The sequence below is a fragment of the Streptomyces sp. NBC_00457 genome, from assembly GCF_036014015.1.
Lineage (GTDB): Bacteria > Actinomycetota > Actinomycetes > Streptomycetales > Streptomycetaceae > Streptomyces.
Genome location: NZ_CP107905.1, coordinates 10111069 through 10131162 on the forward strand (window position 1 = coordinate 10111069; position 20094 = coordinate 10131162).

12 protein-coding genes, 1 rRNA gene and 2 pseudogenes are annotated in these 20094 nt (G+C 69.2%); 9 read left to right on the plus strand and 6 right to left on the minus strand.

What is annotated here, in order from left to right; all coding sequences use genetic code 11:
* Window positions 1-10 precede the first annotated feature (10 nt).
* The 4 genes from OG828_RS46130 to OG828_RS46145 all read left to right on the plus strand — a co-directional run bounded on the left by OG828_RS46130 (window position 11) and on the right by OG828_RS46145 (window position 4762).
* Entirely contained in the window at window positions 11-310 is a 300-nt protein-coding gene (locus OG828_RS46130; protein WP_328370962.1) for a sarcosine oxidase subunit delta, read from the plus strand.
* The gene (locus tag OG828_RS46135) at window positions 307-3123 is read left to right on the plus strand and encodes a sarcosine oxidase subunit alpha family protein (RefSeq protein WP_328504542.1); all 2817 of its coding nucleotides are present in this window, start codon (window positions 307-309) and stop codon (window positions 3121-3123) included. Before OG828_RS46130 ends, OG828_RS46135 begins: the two co-directional genes overlap by 4 nt.
* A complete protein-coding gene (locus OG828_RS46140) occupies window positions 3116-3736 on the plus strand; it encodes a sarcosine oxidase subunit gamma (RefSeq protein WP_328504543.1) in 621 nt (206 codons plus the stop codon). The genes OG828_RS46135 and OG828_RS46140 overlap by 8 nt, the downstream gene beginning before the upstream one ends.
* A 357-nt stretch (window positions 3737-4093) precedes the next feature.
* Window positions 4094-4762: a S1 family peptidase gene (locus OG828_RS46145; protein WP_328504544.1), complete on the plus strand. Its 669-nt coding sequence runs from the start codon at window positions 4094-4096 to the stop codon at window positions 4760-4762.
* Here the strand turns inward: OG828_RS46145 and OG828_RS49755 are convergent.
* Window positions 4695-5038, minus strand: a pseudogene (locus OG828_RS49755) (IS701 family transposase); the annotation flags it as partial. The gene OG828_RS46145 and the pseudogene OG828_RS49755 overlap by 68 nt on opposite strands.
* A 720-nt stretch (window positions 5039-5758) precedes the next feature.
* Here OG828_RS49755 and OG828_RS46150 point away from each other — a divergent pair.
* From OG828_RS46150 to OG828_RS46165, 4 genes and pseudogenes are all read left to right on the plus strand, one after another.
* Window positions 5759-5902 (plus strand): annotated as a pseudogene (locus tag OG828_RS46150) (SDR family oxidoreductase); the annotation flags it as partial.
* A gap of 194 nt (window positions 5903-6096) precedes the next feature.
* Window positions 6097-7974, plus strand: coding sequence for a PhoX family protein (locus tag OG828_RS46155; RefSeq protein ID WP_328504545.1), 1878 nt, complete (start codon window positions 6097-6099; stop codon window positions 7972-7974).
* 42 nt (window positions 7975-8016) lie between these two features.
* Window positions 8017-9795 carry a peptidoglycan recognition protein family protein gene (locus OG828_RS46160; protein ID WP_328504546.1) on the plus strand — a complete coding sequence of 593 codons (1779 nt, stop codon included), beginning with the start codon at window positions 8017-8019 and terminating at the stop codon, window positions 9793-9795.
* A gap of 708 nt (window positions 9796-10503) precedes the next feature.
* Window positions 10504-10776, plus strand: coding sequence for an IS3 family transposase (locus tag OG828_RS46165; RefSeq protein WP_443060250.1), 273 nt, complete (start codon window positions 10504-10506; stop codon window positions 10774-10776).
* Window positions 10777-11084: 308 nt separating this feature from the next.
* On the opposite strand, the gene OG828_RS46170 is transcribed toward OG828_RS46165, so the two are convergent.
* The 3 genes from OG828_RS46170 to rrf form a co-directional block, all read right to left on the minus strand.
* Entirely contained in the window at window positions 11085-11933 is an 849-nt protein-coding gene (locus OG828_RS46170) for a PaaX family transcriptional regulator (protein ID WP_328442069.1), read from the minus strand.
* Window positions 11934-12145: 212 nt separating this feature from the next.
* Window positions 12146-13609, minus strand: a complete 1464-nt coding sequence (locus OG828_RS46175) for an aldehyde dehydrogenase (RefSeq protein ID WP_328442070.1) — start codon at window positions 13607-13609, stop codon at window positions 12146-12148.
* A 1391-nt stretch (window positions 13610-15000) separates the two neighbouring features.
* Window positions 15001-15113: ribosomal RNA gene (gene rrf, locus OG828_RS46180) — 5S ribosomal RNA — on the minus strand.
* 194 nt (window positions 15114-15307) lie between these two features.
* Between rrf and OG828_RS46185 the strand changes: the two genes are divergently transcribed.
* Window positions 15308-16018, plus strand: a complete 711-nt coding sequence (locus OG828_RS46185; protein ID WP_328442071.1) for a response regulator transcription factor — start codon at window positions 15308-15310, stop codon at window positions 16016-16018.
* Window positions 16019-16071: 53 nt separating this feature from the next.
* On the opposite strand, the gene OG828_RS46190 is transcribed toward OG828_RS46185, so the two are convergent.
* On the minus strand, window positions 16072-18306 hold the full coding sequence (locus OG828_RS46190; protein WP_328442072.1) for an ATP-binding cassette domain-containing protein: 2235 nt from the start codon (window positions 18304-18306) through the stop codon (window positions 16072-16074).
* A 319-nt stretch (window positions 18307-18625) separates the two neighbouring features.
* Window positions 18626-20089 carry a flavin monoamine oxidase family protein gene (locus OG828_RS46195; RefSeq protein WP_328504547.1) on the minus strand — a complete coding sequence of 488 codons (1464 nt, stop codon included), beginning with the start codon at window positions 20087-20089 and terminating at the stop codon, window positions 18626-18628.
* Window positions 20090-20094 lie beyond the last annotated feature (5 nt).

The window sequence follows — 20094 nt, forward strand, 5'->3', positions numbered from 1 at the left end:
GGAGAACACTGTGCTGCTCATCCGCTGCCCATGGTGCGGTCCACGTGACGAGACCGAGTACCACTACGGGGGACAGGCCCACGTCCCCCACCCCGAGACCCCGGCCGACCTCACCGACGAGCAGTGGGCCGAGTACGTCTTCTACCGCGACAACCCCAAGGGCCCCTTCGCCGAGCGCTGGATGCACAGCACCGGCTGCCGCCGCTGGTTCAACGTCCTGCGGGACACCGCCAGTTACGAGGTGCTCGCCTCCTACCGGCCCGACGAGCCCCGCCCCGAACTGCCCCAGGCTGCCGGAGGAAACCGATGACCGACCAGCACTTCCGGCTCCGGCAAGGAGGCCGCATCGACCGCGGCACCGTGCTGCGGTTCACCGTCGACGGACGGGAGCTGACCGGGCACCCCGGTGACACCGTCGCCTCCGCGATGCTGGCGAACGGCATCGTCGAGGTCGCCCCCTCGCTCTACCGCAGCCGCCCGCGCGGCATCGTCGCCGCGGGCGTCGAAGAGCCCAACGCCCTGTTGCAGATCGACGGTTCGTGCTCCGAGGGCATGCTGCCGGCCACAACCGTCGAGCTGTACGACGGACTGTCCGCCACCACGCTCTCCGGCATGGGCCGACTGGACCCGACCCCTGACCCCGCCGTCTACGACAAGAAGTACGTCCACACCGACGTCCTGGTCGTCGGCGCCGGCCCGGCCGGGCTCGCGGCCGCCGCCGCTGCCGCCGAGTCCGGCGCCCGCGTGATCCTCGTCGACGAGCAGCCTCAGTCCGGTGACTGGGAGGGTGCCGGCGAGATGCGCGCGGCCCTCGACGCGGCGCCCGAGGCCGTCGTACTGCATCGGACCACGGCTTTCGGGTCGTACGACGACAACTACGTGCTGGCGCTGCAGCGGCGCACCGACCATCTCGGAGCCGACGCCCCCGCCGGCGTCTCGCGGCAGCGGCTGTGGCACATCCGCGCCCGCCAGGTGGTTCTGGCGACCGGCGCGCATGAGCGTCCGCTGGTCTTCGCGGGCAACGACCGGCCCGGGGTGATGCTGGCCGGTGCCGTCCGTACCTACCTCAATCGGTATGGCGTGGCGGCGGGTTCCCGGGTCGTGGTGAGCACGACCAACGACAGCGCCTACGACACGGTCGCCGACCTGCACGCCGCGGGTGTCGCGGTGACCGCTGTCGTGGACGCACGCCCCAAGCTGTCCGAGCGGGCCACCGAGGTCGCCGCGGCGACCGGCGTACGGGTCCTGACGGGCAGCGCGGTCGTCGACACGGGGGGCGAGGGACGGATCACCTCGGTCGCGGTCCAGGGCCTTGACGCGGACGGCCGACTCACCGGTGCGGCCGAGTCCTTCGCGTGCGACCTGCTCGCCGTCTCGGGCGGCTGGAGCCCGGTGGTGCACCTGCACAGCCAGCGCCAGGGGCGGCTGCGCTGGGACAACGAGTTGGTCGCCTTCGTGCCCGACGGGAACGTGCGGGACCAACACGTCGTCGGTGCGGCGCGCGGGACGTACTCGCTCGGCGGATGCGTGGCCGAGGGGGCGCGGGCCGGTGCGCTGGCGGCGACGGAGGCCGGATTCCCGGTGCCGGTGCCGACGGCGTCGTACGAGGAGGTGCGTCCTGAGGTGCGCGCCCTGTGGCTCGTGCCGGGCCCTGACGACGGCTGGGACAACCACTTCGTCGACCTCCAGCGCGATGTCACCGTCGCCGACGTCTGGCGTTCCACCGGCGCCGGCATGCGCGGCGTCGAACACGTCAAGCGCTACACCTCGCTCGGCACCGCCAACGACCAGGGCAAGACGTCCGGCGTCAACGCGATCGGCGTGATCGCCGAGGTGTTGGGGGGCTCACTGGGAGAGATCGGCACCACGGCCTACCGGGCGCCGTACGCGCCGGTGGCCTTCGCCGCCCTGGCCGGGCGTGAGCGAGGTGAGCTGTTCGACCCGGAGCGGACCACCTCCATCCACCCCTGGCACGTCGCTCAAGGCGCGATGTTCGAGGACGTCGGTCAGTGGAAGCGCCCCTGGTACTACCCCCAGCCGGGCGAGGACATGGACACGGCCGTGGCCCGCGAATGCCGCGCGGCCCGTGAGGGCGTGGCGTTCATGGACGCCTCCACCCTCGGCAAGATCGAGCTCTGGGGCGCGGACGCGGGCGAGTTCCTCAACCGCGTCTACACCAACGCCTTCAAGAAGCTCAAGCCCGGCCACGCCCGCTACGGCGTGATGTGCAAGCCCGACGGCATGATCTTCGACGACGGCGTGACCCTGCGTCTCGACGACAACCGCTACTTCATGACCACCACGACCGGCGGCGCCGCAGGCGTCCTGGACTGGCTGGAGGAGTGGCTGCAGACCGAGTGGCCCGAACTCGACGTCCACTGCACCTCGGTGACCGAGCAGTGGGCGACGATCGCCGTCGTCGGCCCGCAGTCGCGCGAGGTCGTCGCGGGGCTGGCGCCCGACGTCGACCTGTCCGCCGAGGCCTTCCCGTTCATGGCCTTCCGCGAGACCACACTGGCCTCCGGCATCCCGGCCCGCATCTGCCGGATCTCCTTCTCCGGCGAACTCGCCTACGAGATCAACGTCTCCGCGTGGTACGGCCTGGAGGTCTGGGAGGAGGTGTACGCGATCGGCCGGCCGTACGGCATCACGCCGTACGGCACCGAGACCATGCACGTCCTGCGGGCCGAGAAGGGCTACATCATCGTCGGCCAGGACACCGACGGCACTGTCACCCCGCAGGACGCGGGCATGTCCTGGGTGGTCTCGAAGCAGAAGGACTTCATCGGCAAGCGGTCCTACTCCCGCGCCGACACCGCCCGCACCGACCGCAAGCAACTGGTCGGCCTGCTGCCGACCGACCGCACGACCCGGCTGCCGGAAGGCACCCAACTCGTCGCGCCGGACGTCCCCTTGGAGACGGTGCCCGTGCCGATGCTCGGCCACGTCACCTCCAGCTACCACAGCCCGGCCCTCGGCCGCCCCTTCGCCCTCGCCCTCGTCGCCGATGGGCGGTCGAGGATCGGCGAGACCCTGCTCGCCCCGGTGGGCGAGGACCTGGTGCCCGTCGAGGTGGCCGACTTCGTCCTCTACGACCCCGAAGGGACCAAGCGAGATGGCTGAGCTGACCGAGTCCGGCCCGGTGCGCCTGCGCCGCAGCCCCCTGGCCCACCTGGAAGACCGGATGCGCGCCGCCACGGTCACCGGCGCCCGCGGTGTCGCGCTGACCGAGCGGCCGTTCCTCACCATGGTGAACCTGCGCGTCGACCCCGCCTCCGAAGCGGCCGACCGCATCGAGCAGGCCCTCGGGGCGCCGCTCCCGCGACAGTGCGGCGACACCACCTCATCCGCCGCCCACGCGATCGTATGGCTCGGCCCCGACGAGTGGCTCGTCCTGTCCCCGTCCGAAGCGACCGCCCTGGTCGCCGAGTTGAAGGAGGCACTCGGCGGGGCACCGGGCTCGGTCGTGGACGTCTCGGCGAACCGCACCACACTGGAACTGACCGGCCCGGCCGCCCGCCAGGTCCTGGAGAAGGGCTGCCCGCTCGACCTGCATCCCCGCGTCTTCGGACCCGGCCGGGCGCTGTCGACCACGGTGGGACCGGTAGCGGTGCTGCTCTGGCAACTCGACGAGGCACCCACGTACCGCCTGTTCCCCCGCTCCTCGTTCGCCGACTACCTTGCGCGCTGGCTCATCGACGCGATGAGCGAGTACGACGGCCCGGAGATGCCCTGATGGGGGCGCCGGTCGAGCACGTCCTCACCCGGGACCGGGGCCTGTGCGGGAGAGGGCCTGCTCAAGGCCCGCCTGTGGCTGACGGACGCCAGAAGGCACCGGAACGCATGTGAGCACACGACCGCGATCCCGTCCGGGGGGCGCGGTCGCCGAACCCAACTCCCTTTGGTGTAAGTCCTCTTGACTGCCCTCGCGCTGTTACACAGCCGAGTGGAGGCCGCGATCGGCGCGATACGGGACGGATGCCTGCCGGAGGAATGACGGACTCATGATCCTCGTCGGAAGGGGCGGCCGGGCGTCGGCCGCCCCACGAGTCCGCTGGGGCCGCGCCCGGTGGCAGACGGAAGTGAGTCCACCTTGCGCAAGTCAGTGAGCCGACGGGCGGTCATCTCCCTCGCGGGTGTCTGCGCGTTGGGAACCGTGTTCGCCATGGCACCCGGCGCGTCGGCGATCGTCGGTGGAGTGCCGGTACCGGACGGCGAGCGGTCCTTCGTCGTACAGATCGAGCAACAGGGCGACGACGGGACCTGGTCGCACTACTGCGGCGGAGTACTGGTCCACAGCCGCGTTGTCGCCACCGCGGCGCACTGCGCCAGGTTCGCCGAGCAGGGCAGGGTCAAGATCCGGCTGGTCCTGGGGCGGTCCGACTCGAGGACGTCCGGCGGAACAGTGGTGACCGACGACCGCTTCGCCGTCTACAGCCACCCCGACTTCGACACCGTGACCAACACGGACCTGGGGCTCATCGTGCTCGACAGTTCGGTCGACCAGCCTCGCGCGGCCCTGCCACCGCTGGGAACACAGCTGCGGCCGGGGCGTCTCGTACGCGCCGCCGGTTGGGGACGTACCGATCTCGACGATCCGAACAAGCCCTCCCGTATGCGCGAAGTGAAGCTGCCCGTGAACAAGTTCGACACAGAGGGCGGTGTCTGGGACAAGGAGTTCCGGGCAGTAGAGATCAAGAGGTCTGCCGCTGCCGACGGTGTTGATCAGTTCCTGGAGTGCTGCGGGCGGGGGCTTCGTTGACCATGCCCGCCCGTAGCGTTGCAGCGTGGACCAGGGCGTCAGCCAGCCACGGACGGCCCGCAGTGCCTGGGGCCAGCAGGCAGGTTGGGGCTGCTGGGACCCCGGTTCTCCCCCTCTCAAATGGCCCTGACAGTGTGTCAGGGCCGGGTGGCGGGTCGCCTGAAGCGGGCGGAGGCGGGCGAACCAGGTGTTCCAGCAGAAGCTGAACGCGCAGTTCACGAGGGTCTGGTGGCGGCGGATCGCGGTATCGGAGCGGACCTGGAAATCGGCCCAGCCCGGGCCTCGTCCCATCAGGTGTTTGGCCGACGCACGGTCGATCGCGTTCACGGCGGCAACGAGGCGCGGTTCGGTGACGATCTTCTCGTAGTCGATGCTGGTGCAGGGGACGCGCGCTGCGGAGATGACCGTGTCCTTCTCCCGCGCTATCTGGGGCGCAGCCCGCGCAAACGCCTCGATCAGGTTCAGCCGCGTCGATTCGGTCCGTGCCAGGCCGGCGCCGTGGCGAGCGAGTCGGTCCGAGGGCTGGGCGACCCGTAGCGCCCGCTGGGGTGCCACGTCGACCATCACATGTGCTGTCGCGACCAGTGCCTCCGCCTGGGCGTAAGGACGGTCATAAGGACGTGACTGGTCGGCCAGGGAGTCGAGGGCCTGTCACTGGTGGGCGGCGTCGTCGAGGTCGAACTGCCCGTGCTCAGGACCTCGGTTGCTTGGCCGACTCGGGACCGGTCCCGGACCGCACGCTCCAGGATGGGGTCATGCGTCAGATGGATGAACCGGCCGACTCGCCTGGGATGCCGGATGACACAAAGAGTGCCCGCCGCCTGATGTTCATTACCGCCGGGCTGCTGGCCCTGGGCGGGGCGGGGTTCGTTCAGCAGGGCATGGCCGGCAGCCATCTCACATACACCATCCCATTTAGGGACACGACGTTCGAGGTGAGCATGGGCGCATTCACCGCGCTCGGCTCCCTCCTGGTGAGCTTCAGCGCCGCTGGCGTTTGCGGTCAATGCCCGGGCAATCCGGCTGCTGATCCGAGAGTGCGGACTGCGGTTCCGCGGGCAGCATGGCAGCGGGCGGATCGTCAGCCTGACCAGCGACCACACCGCCGGCGACCTGCCTTATGGGGCAAGCAAGAGGGCGAGCGCCGTGCACGCATAGCCAGTGGCGGCCGTTGCGGATCGATCCTGGTACCGTCCAGCAGCAAGGGGATGTCATGTACCTGAAAGAACGCTTCTCGCCGTCCTGTGTCGCAGCACAACCTGCGCTCACGGAGACGTGACCATCGTCAGCGCCGGACAACGGCGACCCGCTCTGCCCTGGGACGGAGTACCGACATGACAGAGAACCCGGCCGCCGCGCTGTCCCGCCGCAGCGCCCTGATCAGCGGCACCGCGACGGCCGCGGGGCTCCTCATCGGCTCCGGGTCGGCGGCGGCGGCGCCCGAGCCGGACGCCACCGGCGCTGCGCTGCCCGGTTTCGTCTCCGTTCCTGCCGATGACGTCGATTCCGTCCGCGTGCCCGCGGGCTACGTCGCCCATGTGCTTGCCCCCTGGGGACAGCCGCTGCGCACGACCGGTCCGGCATGGCGCGAGGACGGTGGCAACACCGCCGCCGAGCAGGCCCGGCAGATCGGCACGCACCACAGCGGACTGGCCTTCCACCCACTGGGACGCGGCCCGCGAGGCAGCCGGCACGGCATGCTCGTCATCGGTCACGAGTACGCCGACGGCGCGCTGCTGCACCCTGACGGCGGCGCCGACCTCACCACGTCGGCGGTGGACAAGGCGCTGGCCGCGGTCGGCGTCAGCTTCGTGGAGGTCCGGCGCAGGGGGGATGTCTGGCAGGTCGTCGACTCACCACGCAACACCCGGGTGACCGGCGCCACACCCGTGGCGTTCGCCGGCCCGGTCACCGCCGGCCACCCCCGCCTGGGCACGGGCAGCGCACCCCTGGGCGTCCTGGGCAGCAGCGCCACCGGGAACACCCCCTGGGGCACGTACCTGGTCGCCGAGGAGAACTTCCACGCCGTCTTCGGCACCGACGACACCGCCTGGCACCCGACCGAGACACAGCTCCGCTACGGGCTGAGCGCGGTCGGCCACGGCCACCGCTGGCACCGGGCCGACCCGCGCTTCGACCTCGCGGTCAGCGGCAACGAGCCCAACCGCTTCGGGTGGGTCGTCGAGATCGACCCGCTGGATCCCCGCTCCGCCCCGGTCAAGCACACAGCCCTGGGCCGGTTCAGCCACTCCGGCGCGACCGTGACGCAGGCCGACGGGCGGGCCGTCGTCTACAGCGGGGACGGCCAGGACGGCGGCCACGTGTACAAGTTCGTCGCGGCGCGGCCCTGGGGGGCCGGCCGCGCCGCGGGCCGCGGCCCACTGGATGAGGGCACCTTGTATGTCGCCCGCTTCCACGACGACGGCGCGGGCGAATGGCTGCCGCTGGTCCACGGCCGCGGCCCGCTGACCGGGCGCCTGGGCTGGACCGATCAGGCCGACGTGCTGCTGCGCGCCCGGCAGGCGGCCGACGCGCTCGGTGCCACCCCGCTGGACCGCCCCCAGCAGATCGCGGTCGACCCGCGCGATGGCGGCCTCTACTGCGCGCTCGCCAACAGCACTGGGCACGCGCCCTGCGCGTCCCCCGCGTCCGCGCGCCCCGGGGCAGTGCGTCCCCGCCGGTCGAATCCCTACGGGCACATCATCCGCTGGCGGGAGGACGGGGGCGACGCGGCGGCCGGGCGGTTCCGCTGGGAGGTCTTCGTACTCGCCGGCGACCCCGCCTACGACGACGCCGTTCAGCTCGACTCCGGGGGCATGTTCGCCTCGCCCAAAGGCCTGTCGTTCGACGCGGGCGGGCGGCTGTGGATCCGCACCGGCGCCTCCGGGCACGTCCAGAACCGCCAGGAGTGCGGGCACGACCGGCTGGGCAACAACGCACTGCTGGTGGCCGACCCAGGCACCCGGACGATCCGCCGTTTCCTCACCGGCCCACGCGGCGCGGAGATCACCGGCGTCGCCCTCACCCCGGACCGGCGGACCCTGTTCGTCAACGTGCAGCACCCCGGCGAGCGCTCCGCGGCCTGGGGTACCCCCACCCCGCGGAACCCGCGGGCGGTCAGCAACTGGCCCGACCACGCCCCGGAAGGCCGACCCCGCTCTGCCACGGTCGCCGTCAGCCGGAGCGACGGCGGCGTGATCGGCGCGTTCTGACCCCGGGATCGGAATCGCAGTGCGGAAGGAGTACGGACAGTGGTGGACATCATTCCCCGGTCGGCGTGGGGTGCCGTGCCCCCGGCGAAGCCGATCACCGACCCGTGGAGCCCCTGGTTGGGCGGGGTCGCCGTCCACCACCACGGCAATTCCTACCCCTGGCCGTGGGACAGCTACTACATGGAGAACCACGAGGACTGCTTCGGCCAGGTCCGTGAGGTGCAGCAGGCGAAGATGGCGGACGGGTACGACGACATCCCGTACAACTACCTCGTCTGCCACCACGGCGGGATCTTCGAGGGCCGGGGACCCAAGGTCCGCTCGGCGGCCAACGACACAAAGACCCCAGGAGCGAACCAGAACTACTTCGCCATCATGGGCATGGCGGAGACCAACGACACTCCGACGCAGGCCATGGTGACCTCCATCCGCGAGCTGATCGGTCACCTGCGCCAGTACGAGCAGGCGGGACCGCGGATTCTCGGACACCGGGACCTCGACCCCGACTCGGAGTGCCCGGGGAACCTTTACCCGAACGTGGGCAACGGGAGCCTCGACCCGGGTCCGATCCCCGATCCCCCGACGCCCGCTCCCCACCCCAGTCTGACGATCCAGCCCCGCAGCCAGTGGGGCGCCCGCCCGGCGCGCGCCGTGGAGAGGGTGGATCCCGGCGTCCGTACCGGGTTCACCGTCCACTACTCGGCAGGCCCGCCGACCCAGACACCGCGGCAGATCCAGAACTATCACATGGACTCCAACGGCTGGGACGACATCGGCTACAACTTCCTGGTCGACACCGCCGGCCGCGTTTACGAGGGACGCGGCTGGTACGTCCTGGGAGCGCACGCGGCCCCGCACAACACCACCCACATCGGCGTGTGCTTCATCGGCCAGGACGGGCAGGCCACCGCCCTCACGGCCACTGCCATCCGCGCCCTGTACTACCGCGCCAACGCGATCACCGGCAAGACCCTGGCCCAGACCTGGCACGGCGGCCTGTCCGGTCAGTCCACGCAGTGCCCCGGCTCCGCCCTGCGGGCGTGGGTGCAGGGGGGCATGCAGGGGGACGACCTGCCGATCACCGACGGCACCGGCGACCCTCACGGGGGGATGACATCGGTGCGCACCGTGGCGGCTCAGCAGTCGGCCGTCAACGGTCTCGGCCACAGCCCGCAGCTGACCGTGGACGGGATCTGGGGACCGCTCACCGACGCCGGCGTGCGCTGGCTGCAGACCAAGGTGGGCGTCGCCGCGGACGGCCTGTGGGGCCCGGCCACCGAGGCCGCCTGCAAGGCGTTCACCGGTGACAGCTCCAGCGGCGGCATGTCATCGGTACGGTCGGTGGCGGCTCAGCAGTCGGCCGTCAACGGTCTCGGCCACAGCCCGCAGCTGACCGTGGACGGGATCTGGGGACCGCTCACCGACGCCGGCGTGCGCTGGCTGCAGACCAAGGTGGGCGTCGCCGCGGACGGCCTGTGGGGCCCGGCCACCGAAGCCGCCTACAACGCCTACCTCGACGAGGGTGCACGGCTGGCCGTCGACGGCGTCTTCGGCCCCGCCACCATCACCGCCACTCAACGGGCGATCGGCGTCACCGCCGACGGCGCCTGGGGCCCGGCCTCCGTCCGGGGCCTGCAACGCCACCTCAACACCTGGAGCGGCGCGGGCCTGACCGTGGACGGCGACATGGGCCCCGGCACGGTCAGTGCCCTGCAACGGCATCTGAACCGGATGGTCAATGCCGGCCTGACCGTGGATGGGGCCTGGGGTCCCGCCACCATCAAGGCCTTGCAGAACGCGCTGAACCTGGCCCGCCTCTAGCGGTGGTTTGTTGACGGCAGGTCAGGGCCCGTAATAGGCCGGTAGCTGAGGAACGTCGCCTCGCCGCCTGGGAGCTGTGGTGACCCGCCGTGCGCTGTGTCCGCCCGCTCCGGGCCCGCTGGCAGCTCACGTACGCATGAAGGGGTACACCGAGCGATTAGCAGGCTCTGTTCCCACGTGAGGCTCGCGCCCTGCGCGTGAGTGACGTGGTCCTCCCGGAGGGCGACGGGGATAAGGTGACGGTCCGTCGAAATGGGGAGGCGAGGGAGATACCCCTCCAGCCGCAGTTCGTCGAGTTCCTCCTTGAGTGGATCAGTGACGCTGGTCTGCAGGAGGACGACTTGCTGTTTCCGGTATGCGAGGCGGGCCGATCTCGGCTTCCGACTGTAAGCAGATCTGGGAGCAGGCTCGAGAGGCCGTCCTTCCGCGGGACGAGCTGAAGTTGTCTACTTGATGGCGCTGACCGCGGGGATGCAGTATCCGATGCCTCTGACCTGTGCAGATGGATCTTTCGGTGTCGTTCAGGATCGTGCCGCGTTGCGTAGTCGATTCTCCCCACGCGCTCCCCAGCGGCGCTCATTCTCCCCAGATTCTCCCCAGCCGCCACGAACCACGTAAGCATCGGCCGAATCATCGATGCAGGCATCTTCGACGAGGCGGCCCTCATGCAGGACCGCGAAAAACGTAACGGGGGGAATTGAGCCATCGATGGGCTCGGCCGGGGGTTCGCACGACAACGCCCTGGCGGAGAACCTGTGGATACTGTTCAAGACCGAGGGGCTTCGCAGCCGGCCCTTCAACCCCCGGGCCGGGGCGAACCTGGCGCTCTTCGAGTGCATCGACGGCTTCTACAACAGCCAGCGCATTCAGGGGAAACTCGGCCGGCTCAGCCTCATCGCGTTCGAAGAAAAGTACTACGCCGAGCAGGCAGCGGCCGAACGAGTGAACCTGAAACCCCGTCAACCCACTCTGACCAGCTGATCAACACCTGCCGAACGACGGGGGAACCTCACTCCTGGCGCGAGGTGGCCCGCTGTCTGCGGCTGTCGAGCGCACCGTCGTACGCCGTTCGCCCTGCTCTACGCCGACGGCACCCTGCTCGCGACCGTCGTACGCAACCCGGCGCGTTTCCCGCACCTGGTCCCCGTCGTGCTGCGCATCCGCTGCCGCCGACGCCTCGGCATGCTTGTGCGCGGCCAGGTCGTCCGTGCCGCCGCCGAGGTGGGCTCCGAGCTGCTCGGGGTGCGCGCCCGAGGGCCTGCACCGTCGATACGGAAGAAGTGCGTGCCCTATCCGCGCCCGTGGATCACCGCCAGGGCATACTCGCGTGCCGGTGCGCTCAGCGTGTTGTTGAGCTCGTCGAACAGGACGCTCGCGGTCACCCCGTTCCACCCCGGAGGCAGCAGCGACAGGGGAAGCCCCGGGTCGCGGTGGGGCAGCCGCCGCCATTGAGTGAGCATTGGTATGTACGTGCGAAACGCCTCCGGCGCAGTGATACCGCCTGACGAGGCTGCATCGAGGACGGGGCGGTAGCGCCGTATGAAGTCCGCGTACGGCTCGGTGAGTTCGTCCAGGTCCCACCACCTGCGGACTTTCGACCGCAAATCTCCGAAGGCGAAGTGGTCGCCGGTGAAGATGTCGACGTACTCGGACAGTTCGCGGCGTACCAGGGTGCGCCGGGTCTCCGCGGCCAGGGTCCCCGGGGCGACCCAGACGCCGGGTGCCGCGGTACCGAAGCCCAAGTGGGTCAGGGTCGTGCGCAGTTCGTGCCGCCTCTCGCGCTCGGATTCGGGGACGGAGAAGACGACCACGAGCCAGCCGTCCTCGGCGGTGGCCCGGCTGCGCTCGAAGATCCGCACGTCTACCTCGGCGAGCGTCTCCAGAGTCGAGTCCGCCAAGGCATAACCGACGGCGCCTGCGTGGCGCCGGCTGAGTAGCACGCCGCGGCGCTTCAGGCGGGAGATTGACGACCGCACGGCCTGGGTTTCGACCCCGAGATCCGCCATGAGTTGGACCACGGACGCCACGGCAAGCCAGTTGTGCTCCCCCCGCGCGTAGAGGCCGAAGATCGTGAAGATGAGTGAGCCGAGGCGCCTGTCACGTCCGCCTGGGACTTGGGAGGCCGGCTCCGTCGTCATGTCTGCACCGAGGCCACAGTCTTGGGCTCCTTGCGTTCGCGCTCTTCCCTGTCCTTCGCGGGCCGCTTCCGGCGAAGATGCCCGGATCCGCGTGGCGATCGAAACCTCCCGTGGCCTGCCTATGAGCCACCAGGCGCCCCGTCTACGCGCCGCGCCGCCCTAACCGTCAGTCGCTCGCGACGCCAGCGGGCTCGAGGCCCCGGGGTCTCTAGTTAGATGTAGAGGGACTTGACGACGCGATAGGACTCAAGCCCCTCCGGGCCGTACTCGCGGCCGCCGCCGCTGTCCTTCATGCCGCCCCAGGGGGCGGAGATGTCGGGCGGGTATCCGTTGACCCCGAAGGTGCCCGTCCGTACCCGGCGACCGATGTCCAGGCCGTGTTCGGGATCGGCTGTCCACACCGTCCCGGCCAGGCCGTAGGGAGAGTCGTTTGCGATGGCCACGGCTTCGTCCTCGTCGGCGGCCCGCAGCACGCACACCACCGGGCCGAAGATCTCTTCCCGGGCGATCCGCATCCCGTTGCCGACCTCGGCGAAGACGGCCGGCTCGTAGAACCAGCCCTTGGCCGGGGTGTCCGGGCGACGGCCCCCGGTCACCAGCCTGGCCCCCTCCGCAAGGCCGGAAGCCACGTACTGCTCCACCGTCTCGCGCTGGCGGGCGCTCGCCAGCGGTCCGGTCGTGGTCGCCGGGGCCAGGGGATCGCCGATCACCTGCTGCCGCGCGATCTCGGCGAGACCGTCGACGATCCGGTCGTAGTGGCCGGGCGTGGCGACGACGCGGGTCATCGCGAAGCAGGTCTGCCCGGTGTTGAGGAACGACAGGAACCCCAGTCCCTGCAGGGTATGTTCGAGGTCGGCGTCGTCGAGGACGATCGCCGCGGACTTGCCGCCGAGTTCGAGGTTGGCCGGGATGAGGCGTTCGCCGCACTCGGCACCGATCAGGCGACCGGTGGAGGTGGCGCCCGTGAAGGCGACCTTGTCGATGCCGGGGTGCCGGACGAGCTCGGCGCCGGTGGCGACGCCGCCGGGCACGAAGCAGAAGACGCCGGCCGGCACCCCGGCCTCCTGCGCGATCCGGACCAGCAGGGCGCCGCTGAGCGAGGTCTCCACCGAGGGCTTGAAGACGACGGTGCAGCCGGCTGCCAACGCCGGTGCGATCTTGGTGATGGCCAGGAACACCGGGTAGTTCCACGGCGGGATGACGGCCACCACGCCGATCGGCTCACGCCGTACGACGGTCCGGCTGCCGGGCCCGACAGGGACTCGGGTCTCCTCCTGCTCCAGCCCACGGGACAGGCCCGCGTAGTAGCGGAGGACCATCGCCGGGGCGTCGACGTTGTTCATCCGGGAGAAGCCCAGCGGCATCCCCATCTCCCGGGTGACCAGCCGGCTCATGTCGTCGGCGTGCCTTTCCAGGGCATCGGCGAAGCGCTCCAGGACATCCGCTCGCTCGGCCGGGGTGCTGCGCTCCCAAGGGCCGTGGTCCAACGCCCGACGCGCGGAGGTGACGGCGGTGTTCACATCGGCGGCGCCGGCGAGGACGGTGCTGCCCAGCGGCTCTTCCGAGGCCGGGTCCAGCAGGGTGACGGTCTCGGTACCGGTGGCGGTCTTCCACGTGCCGTCGGCGTGGATTTGGGTCAGATCGCGGACGGGCAGGGGGACGGCGGTGCGGCTCATGGCAGGGACTCCGTTCCGAGGGCGGTGGTCATCCGAGCGGGGTGCGGCCTTCGAGGTCGAAGGTGATCGGGGTTGCCTTCCAGTACTTGGTCTTCGCCGAGTACTGGTCGATGTGGCCGACTCGACGAGGGTCGGGTCGTCGGCGTCGCCGGTGAGCGTCTGCGGTTTTCCTCTCCAGAGCGCATCATGGATGTGCGATATGACCCTCGAATTCTTCCATCGGCAGATCCCTCTGGCGGCCAGTCTGTAATGCCTATTCCATTCGGGGGAATCATTACTCATCGTTTAAAGGGGTACATAGCCGATGTCTCCGGCTACTACGTTTCCGACGGATCCGTTGTGGCGAACGCGTCGTAGGACGAGAAGTTGCTGATCACGAGGCGAGTGGCAATCGCATCCGCAGGGCCCGGGAGTTCACCCGCAACCTCGAGGGACGCTCAGTGACCTGACGGCGCTGACAACTCCAGTCATGGCAGCATTGCCGAGGGCGGCGTAGCCGGGTCGTGCGCCGGGGCGTTCCACCCGGATCCCGACGCCCGACCAGGCGTCGCCAGAATTCGGCAGGGGCAAATCGGCGAGGAAGTCTCCGTACGCCGCCGACGGATGCGTGCCGAGGTCGGTCTCTGTGCGGTCCGGCGGGCGCCGCGGGCCACCACGCTGACGCGTTGCGCAGGGGCGCCGGTCTGGAACATACCGCCGTGTTTGACCAGTGGCAGGCAGTCTTCGGCGGGGCGATGCGTCGCCGCGGCCTCGGCGATGTACATCCGGTGGCCGGGCAGGTCCACGGTCTGGCGCAGCTCGCGCTCCAGCGCCGGCACTCCGCCCTGGCCTCAGGGCGTGGCGGTGGTGACGGGCTGACGAAGTCGATCAGCCCGCCGACCGACTTGTCCACCTCGGCCGTCGAGAAGCTGCCGGCGAAGTCGGTTTCTTCCGCGAATGGTCGGAGTTCTGGTTCAAGATGACCTCATTCCAAATCCTCCATCCTGATTCCAGGGATAGCTTATTACTGGCCCGGCGGAGAAACAACCGTCTTTGTGTCGTGAGAATACCTTTCCGAAATCTTTTGTGTATCGTAACGAAAGGATGCCCGTGATCAATCAATCTTCCGGTGCCGTTCGCGTCCTCCAGCGGCTGTCGAGTGCGGCAAGAGATCTTCAAATCCGGCCACGGCTCGGGGAGTACCGAAGCCGTGCAGGCGAGCAGCTCCCCCGGCATGGCGTCATGGTCGTCGACGCGACGCCGAACGACCTGCCACCGGCTTTGGCGGACGCCTGTCTGGCTCTCAAAGCAGCGGGACGTCTCAGACGCGCTGGGGTAGATAGGCGCTGAAAGCCCCCTGAAGCGCAGAAATCCCCCGTTCCGGACGGTGTGGGGGATTTATTCGCAATTAGTTCCGAGGCGTCCTGCTTTCCCACAGGGGTCCCGCTGTATCATCGGCGCTGTCAGGCCTAACTTCGGGGTTCGGTATGTAACCCGGCGTTTCCCTCACGTTATGACCATCGAATCACTATGAAACCCTCAACATCCCCATCGCTGCCATGACGAGCCTGGCAGCGGGGCAAGCGCATCGGCCGAAGGGGATCGTTCGCAATCCGCTGCGCGGGGTACGTGCCATGATGCCGCGATCATCGCGCGCCACGAATGCGATTTCAGAGGCGCCGTCACGTCATGATCGCATCGACAAGGCAGGAGGAAGCAGTGATCGACCAAGAAGCGCGATTACTGGTCGTCGCGGATTGCGAAGCCGTGGAGGCGATGATCAAGGACCTTGAACGCCACGGTTTCGGGACCGAAGCGGCTGAGACGGGTGCAGAGGCAATGGTCGCCGTACACGACGTCGACGTAGTGCTCATTGATCTCGACCTCAAGGCCTTTGACGGACTCACGCTGTGCAAGAGGATCCGCGAGGCCAGTCACGTCCCGATGATCGCTTTCTCTTCCGAGGGCGAGTCCGAGCGGGTGCTGGCCCTGGAAATAGGGTGTGACGACTGCATCGTGAAGCCTTATCCCAGTCGCGAGCTCATGGCGCGTCTTGAAGCGCTGCTGCGGAGGGTACGGGCCAAACCCCAACCGTTACTGATCGCTGACCAACTGGAGATCGATCCCAATCTGCGAGAGGTCCGGGTCGGTGGCGAAATCATCGGACTGACCCGCACGGAGTTCGAGATCCTCCACCTGCTCGCGGGCGAGCCGGGGAAGATCTTCTCCCGGTCCGAGCTGCTGCGGCGCGTGTGGGCCTACGACCACACGGACCCGGAAGTGACGTCGCTGGCCAGCCGGACGATCGACACGCACCTGAGCAGCATCCGCAAGAAGCTCGGTTCCCCGCAGTGGATCGTCACGGTGCGCGGGATCGGCTTCAGGTTCGGCAATGAGACGGTATCGGGTGAGTTGAGGACGGGTGAGTAGAAGACCCTTTCTGCGGGCCGTGCAGTGGTCCGGGCGGTGCCATGGCGACGGGATCAGACGGTTTCGTGCAGCGCCTCGGCGGTGGCCGTGGAAGTGATACCGGCGACGGGCCCCTGATAGAGGATCTGCCCGCCGTGCTTTCCGGGTCCGGGGCCGAGGTCGATGATCCAGTCGGCCTGTCGGATGACGTCGAGGTTGTGCTCGATCAGCACGACGGTGTGACCGTGGTCCACCAGGCTGTCGAGGTGGCTCAGCAGGGTGTCGATGTCGCGTAGGTGCAGGCCGGTAGTGGGCTCGTCGAGGATGTAGAGGGTCGGGTCGGTGGAGTCCCGGAGTTCCTTGGCGATCTTCACGCGCTGGCATTCACCTCCGGAGAGCGACGTGAGGGGCTGGCCGAGTCGGAGGTAGCCCAGGCCGACCTCGTCGAGGTGGCGCAGCGCCTTGGTGACCGTGCGATCGGAGAGCCGGTCGATGGCGTCGGTGACCGTGAGGTCGTCGATGTCGGCGATGGACAGCCCGTCGACCCGGTACTGCAGGACCTCGGGTGTGAACCGGCGCCCCTGGCAGGTCTCGCAGACCGTTTCCTGATCCTCCATGAACGCCAGGTCGGTGGCGACGGCCCCGCGGCCCTTGCATTGGGGGCAGGCGCCCTCGGAGTTGGCGCTGAACAGGCTGGCTGGGACCTGGTTGTGGCGTGCGTAAACCTTACGGATGGGGGTCGCTATCCCGGTGTAGGTGATGGGGGTCGAGCGACGGTTGGTGCTGACCGGTTTCTGGTCGATCACGACCGCGTCGTGCTGGGCGACGAGTTCGCTCGCGAGACTGGATTTCCCGGAGCCGGCCACGCCGGTGAGCACGGTTGTCACGCCCGTCGGAATGTCCACGGTCACGTTCATGAGGTTGTTGCGCGTGGCGTCGGCCACGGTGATGTGTCCTCGCGGCGTCCGCGGATCGTCCTTGATGGGCCGACGCTGTGACAGCGCCGCCGCCGTGGCGGTGCCGGCTGTGCCGAGGCCACGGAAGCTGCCCTGGTAGACGAGTGTTCCGCCGTGCGCGCCCGCGAGGGGCCCGACCTCGATGATCTGGTCGGCGATGGCCATGACGGCGGGGTCGTGCTCGACCACGAGGACGCTGTTGCCCTTGTCCCGGAGCTGCTTGAGCAGCTCGGTCATGGAGGAGATGTCGTGGGGGTGCAGTCCGACGGTGGGTTCGTCGAATACGTAGAGCATCTCGGTGAGGCTGCTGCCCAGGTGCTTGACGGTCTTGATCCGCTGGGACTCGCCGCCCGAGAGCGTCGTGGTGGCGCGGCCGAGGTGGAGGTAGCCGAGCCCGATGGTGATCATCGCCCGGAGTCGTTCCGTAAGCGCGGCCACCACCGGTGCCACTGTTGCGTCACTCACGCCCGTCACCAGCTCCGCGAGCTCATCGACCTCCATCCGCGCCATCTCGCCGATGGTGTGGCCGAGCACCGTGGCCGTCCGACTCGCCTTGTTGAGACGGTCCCCGCAGCAGTCCGGGCACACCTTGGAGCGGGTGAACTTGGCGAGGGTTTCCTTCTTGCGGTCGTTCATGTCGTCGGAGGTGCGCAGGTAGATGCGCTCGAACCGCTCGACGACGCCCTGGTAGCCCTGGGGAAGCCGGTCCGCCAGCGACCCGGCGGACCCGATGCCGTACAGCAGCGCGTTCCGCTCGGTCCGGCTCCAGTGGCGCAGCGGCTTGTCGACGTCGAAGACGCCGATGTCGGCGAAGTTCGTGTACCAGTAACCGTTGACGGCGAACCCGGGCAGCAGGACGGCGCCCTCGCGCAGCGACCTGTCCAGGTCGATGAAACGGTCGACGGCGCTGGCCATGACCTCGCCGATGCCGGAGCAGGTGGGGCACATGCCGGCCGGGTCGTTGAAGGAGAAGTGGCTGGACTCGCCGACGTGCGGTGTGCTCACCCGGGAGAACAGCAGCCTGAGGTAGGTCCAGGTGTCCGTGATCGTGCCGACCGTGGAGCGGGCGTTCCCGCCCAGGCGCCGCTGGTCGATCACCACCACCGGGGAGAGCCCCCCGATCTCGCCGACCTCGGGGCGCGTCCACTTCGGCAGCCGATTGCGGAGGTAGGGCGGGAACGTCTCGTGCAGCTGGTAGCTCGCCTCCGCTGCGATTGTGTCGAACACCAGCGACGACTTGCCCGAGCCCGACACACCGACGAAGACCACGACTTGTGAGCGGGGCACGTCCACGTCGAGGTCTTGCAGGTTGTGGGTACGGGCTCGCCGGATCCGGATCCCTCGGTTGGACATATTCAGGACCGTACCGCCAGATGTGGACGGCGAGTGGCCGCGACTGTCTGCGACGATGCGGTCATGGCCGACGTCAGGCATCGCGTCCTCGCTCTGCTGGTCGTGCTGCAGTCGGGCAACACGTTCACGGGTGAGGAGCCGACGGCCCGGCTGGACGTCGCCCGCGCACCCTGCGGCGCGACGTCAACCGGCTCCGCGGCTGGGGATATTCGGTCAAGACGCAGCCGGGCCCGGGCGGCTACTACCGGCTCACGGCACGGCGGTTCGGTGCCCACCTGGGCCGTCAGTGACCGGCCCGCCGTCCCGACGGCGCGCGACATCACGAGCCCGACAGTTCGAGGAGAACCCGGACGGCGGACTCCAGCGCGTAGTTCATGGACCCTCCATTGGGCTCGTAGGAGGTGTGCTCGCCGGCGAAGTGGATCCGTCCCTCCGGGCGCCGTGCGGGTTCCATCAACGCGTGGTGGCCCAGCTCCGGGAGCACGTACGCGCCCCCTATGTACCGCTCGTTGTCCCAGGAGAAGGACGTGCCGAGCTCGAAGTTCGCGCGCGTGCCGGGCAGAAGCGGCTCGACCTCGTCGAGCGCGAAATCGATGCGCTCCTCCGGGCCCATGGTCGCCACCGCCTGAGCGGACCAACCACTGAACCAGCACTCGAGAATCTTCCGCCCCGCAGGCCGCAGCGGCATGGCGTCACGCACGGCGCGGACCGGGCCGTCGGTGGACAGCATCAGCTGCTTCTCCGGCCAGAACTGCCTGCGCATCTGGAGGAAGACGCGAGTGGCCGACGCGTACCGCATCCGGCGCATGGTCGCGTGCTTCTCCGGGGACAGCCGGGCCATCCCTAGGTTGATGTGCCGTATGCCCGCGAAGGGCGCGGTGACGATGACGCGGTCCGCGGTGAGTGTCTGGAGCCGGTTGCGGTCGAGGAAGGTCACCCGCACCTCGTGGTCGTCCTGCGCGATCCGCACCACGGGCGCCCGGTAGAGGACATGATCGGCGACCTTGTCGGCCAGGGCCCGGGCCAGCATGTCCGTACCGCCCTGGATCTTGCGCCAATCGGCACCCGCCGTTGACAGGGCCCAGGGGCCCGACTCGTAGCGTGCCCACGCCATGGCCGACGCGGTTCCCAGCTCGTTCCCGCGCATCTCCAGGAAGTACGGCTCGATCAGGCTGATCGCGGCAGCGGAGGCGCCGCGGGCCTCGAGCACCTCGCGCACCGAGAGCTGGTCGAGTTCCAGCAGCCGCGGCGACAGGCTCCAGACCGGCGCCAGGATCTCCGGGCCGATGTCCTTGTTCGGCTTCGTGACGTACCTGGCCACCATCTCCTCGATGGTCAGGTCCCGCTCGTGCGGGTGCAGGCCCAGGAGGGCGGCGTGGTCCGCTGTCTGGTCCGGCCGGATGCGCGTGCCGTCGCGGTAGTACGAGAAGTCCGTGCCGACGAGGTCGCTCGGTTCGGTCTCGACCCCCATCTCGCGCAGATAATGCACCGTGTAGTCGTCGCAGTGGTTCGTCACCGTCAGTGCGCCGGCCTCGGCTTGGAGACCGTCGGCGAACGGGGCGCGCAGGGTCCTGGTCCGGCCACCCGGATGGTCGGACGCCTCCAGCACCGTGACGCGGGTGCCCCGCTTGGTCAGCTCGTACGCGGCGCCGAGACCGGCCAGACCCGCACCCACGATGACGACGTGATCGATGCCGCTGTGGGGCGGGAGGCCGTTGTCGAGGGCGGTCCTTGTGTCTTGTTGAGTCGGCCAGGACACTGTCGTGCCTTTCGTCGGGGTCACCGGGA

Bases quoted from the DNA above. Each gene is read 5' to 3' on its own strand.
- OG828_RS46170 (WP_328442069.1), bottom strand. From the start codon at position 11,933: ATGACGACGGAGCCGGCCTCCCAAGTCCCAGGCGGACGTGACAGGCGC.
- OG828_RS46190 (WP_328442072.1), bottom strand. From the start codon at position 18,306: ATGTCCAACCGAGGGATCCGGATCCGGCGAGCCCGTACCCACAACCTG.
- OG828_RS46155 (WP_328504545.1), top strand. From the start codon at position 6,097: ATGACAGAGAACCCGGCCGCCGCGCTGTCCCGCCGCAGCGCCCTGATC.
- OG828_RS46165 (WP_443060250.1), top strand. From the start codon at position 10,504: ATGGGCTCGGCCGGGGGTTCGCACGACAACGCCCTGGCGGAGAACCTG.
- OG828_RS46140 (WP_328504543.1), top strand. From the start codon at position 3,116: ATGGCTGAGCTGACCGAGTCCGGCCCGGTGCGCCTGCGCCGCAGCCCC.
- OG828_RS46175 (WP_328442070.1), bottom strand. From the start codon at position 13,609: ATGAGCCGCACCGCCGTCCCCCTGCCCGTCCGCGATCTGACCCAAATC.
- OG828_RS46135 (WP_328504542.1), top strand. From the start codon at position 307: ATGACCGACCAGCACTTCCGGCTCCGGCAAGGAGGCCGCATCGACCGC.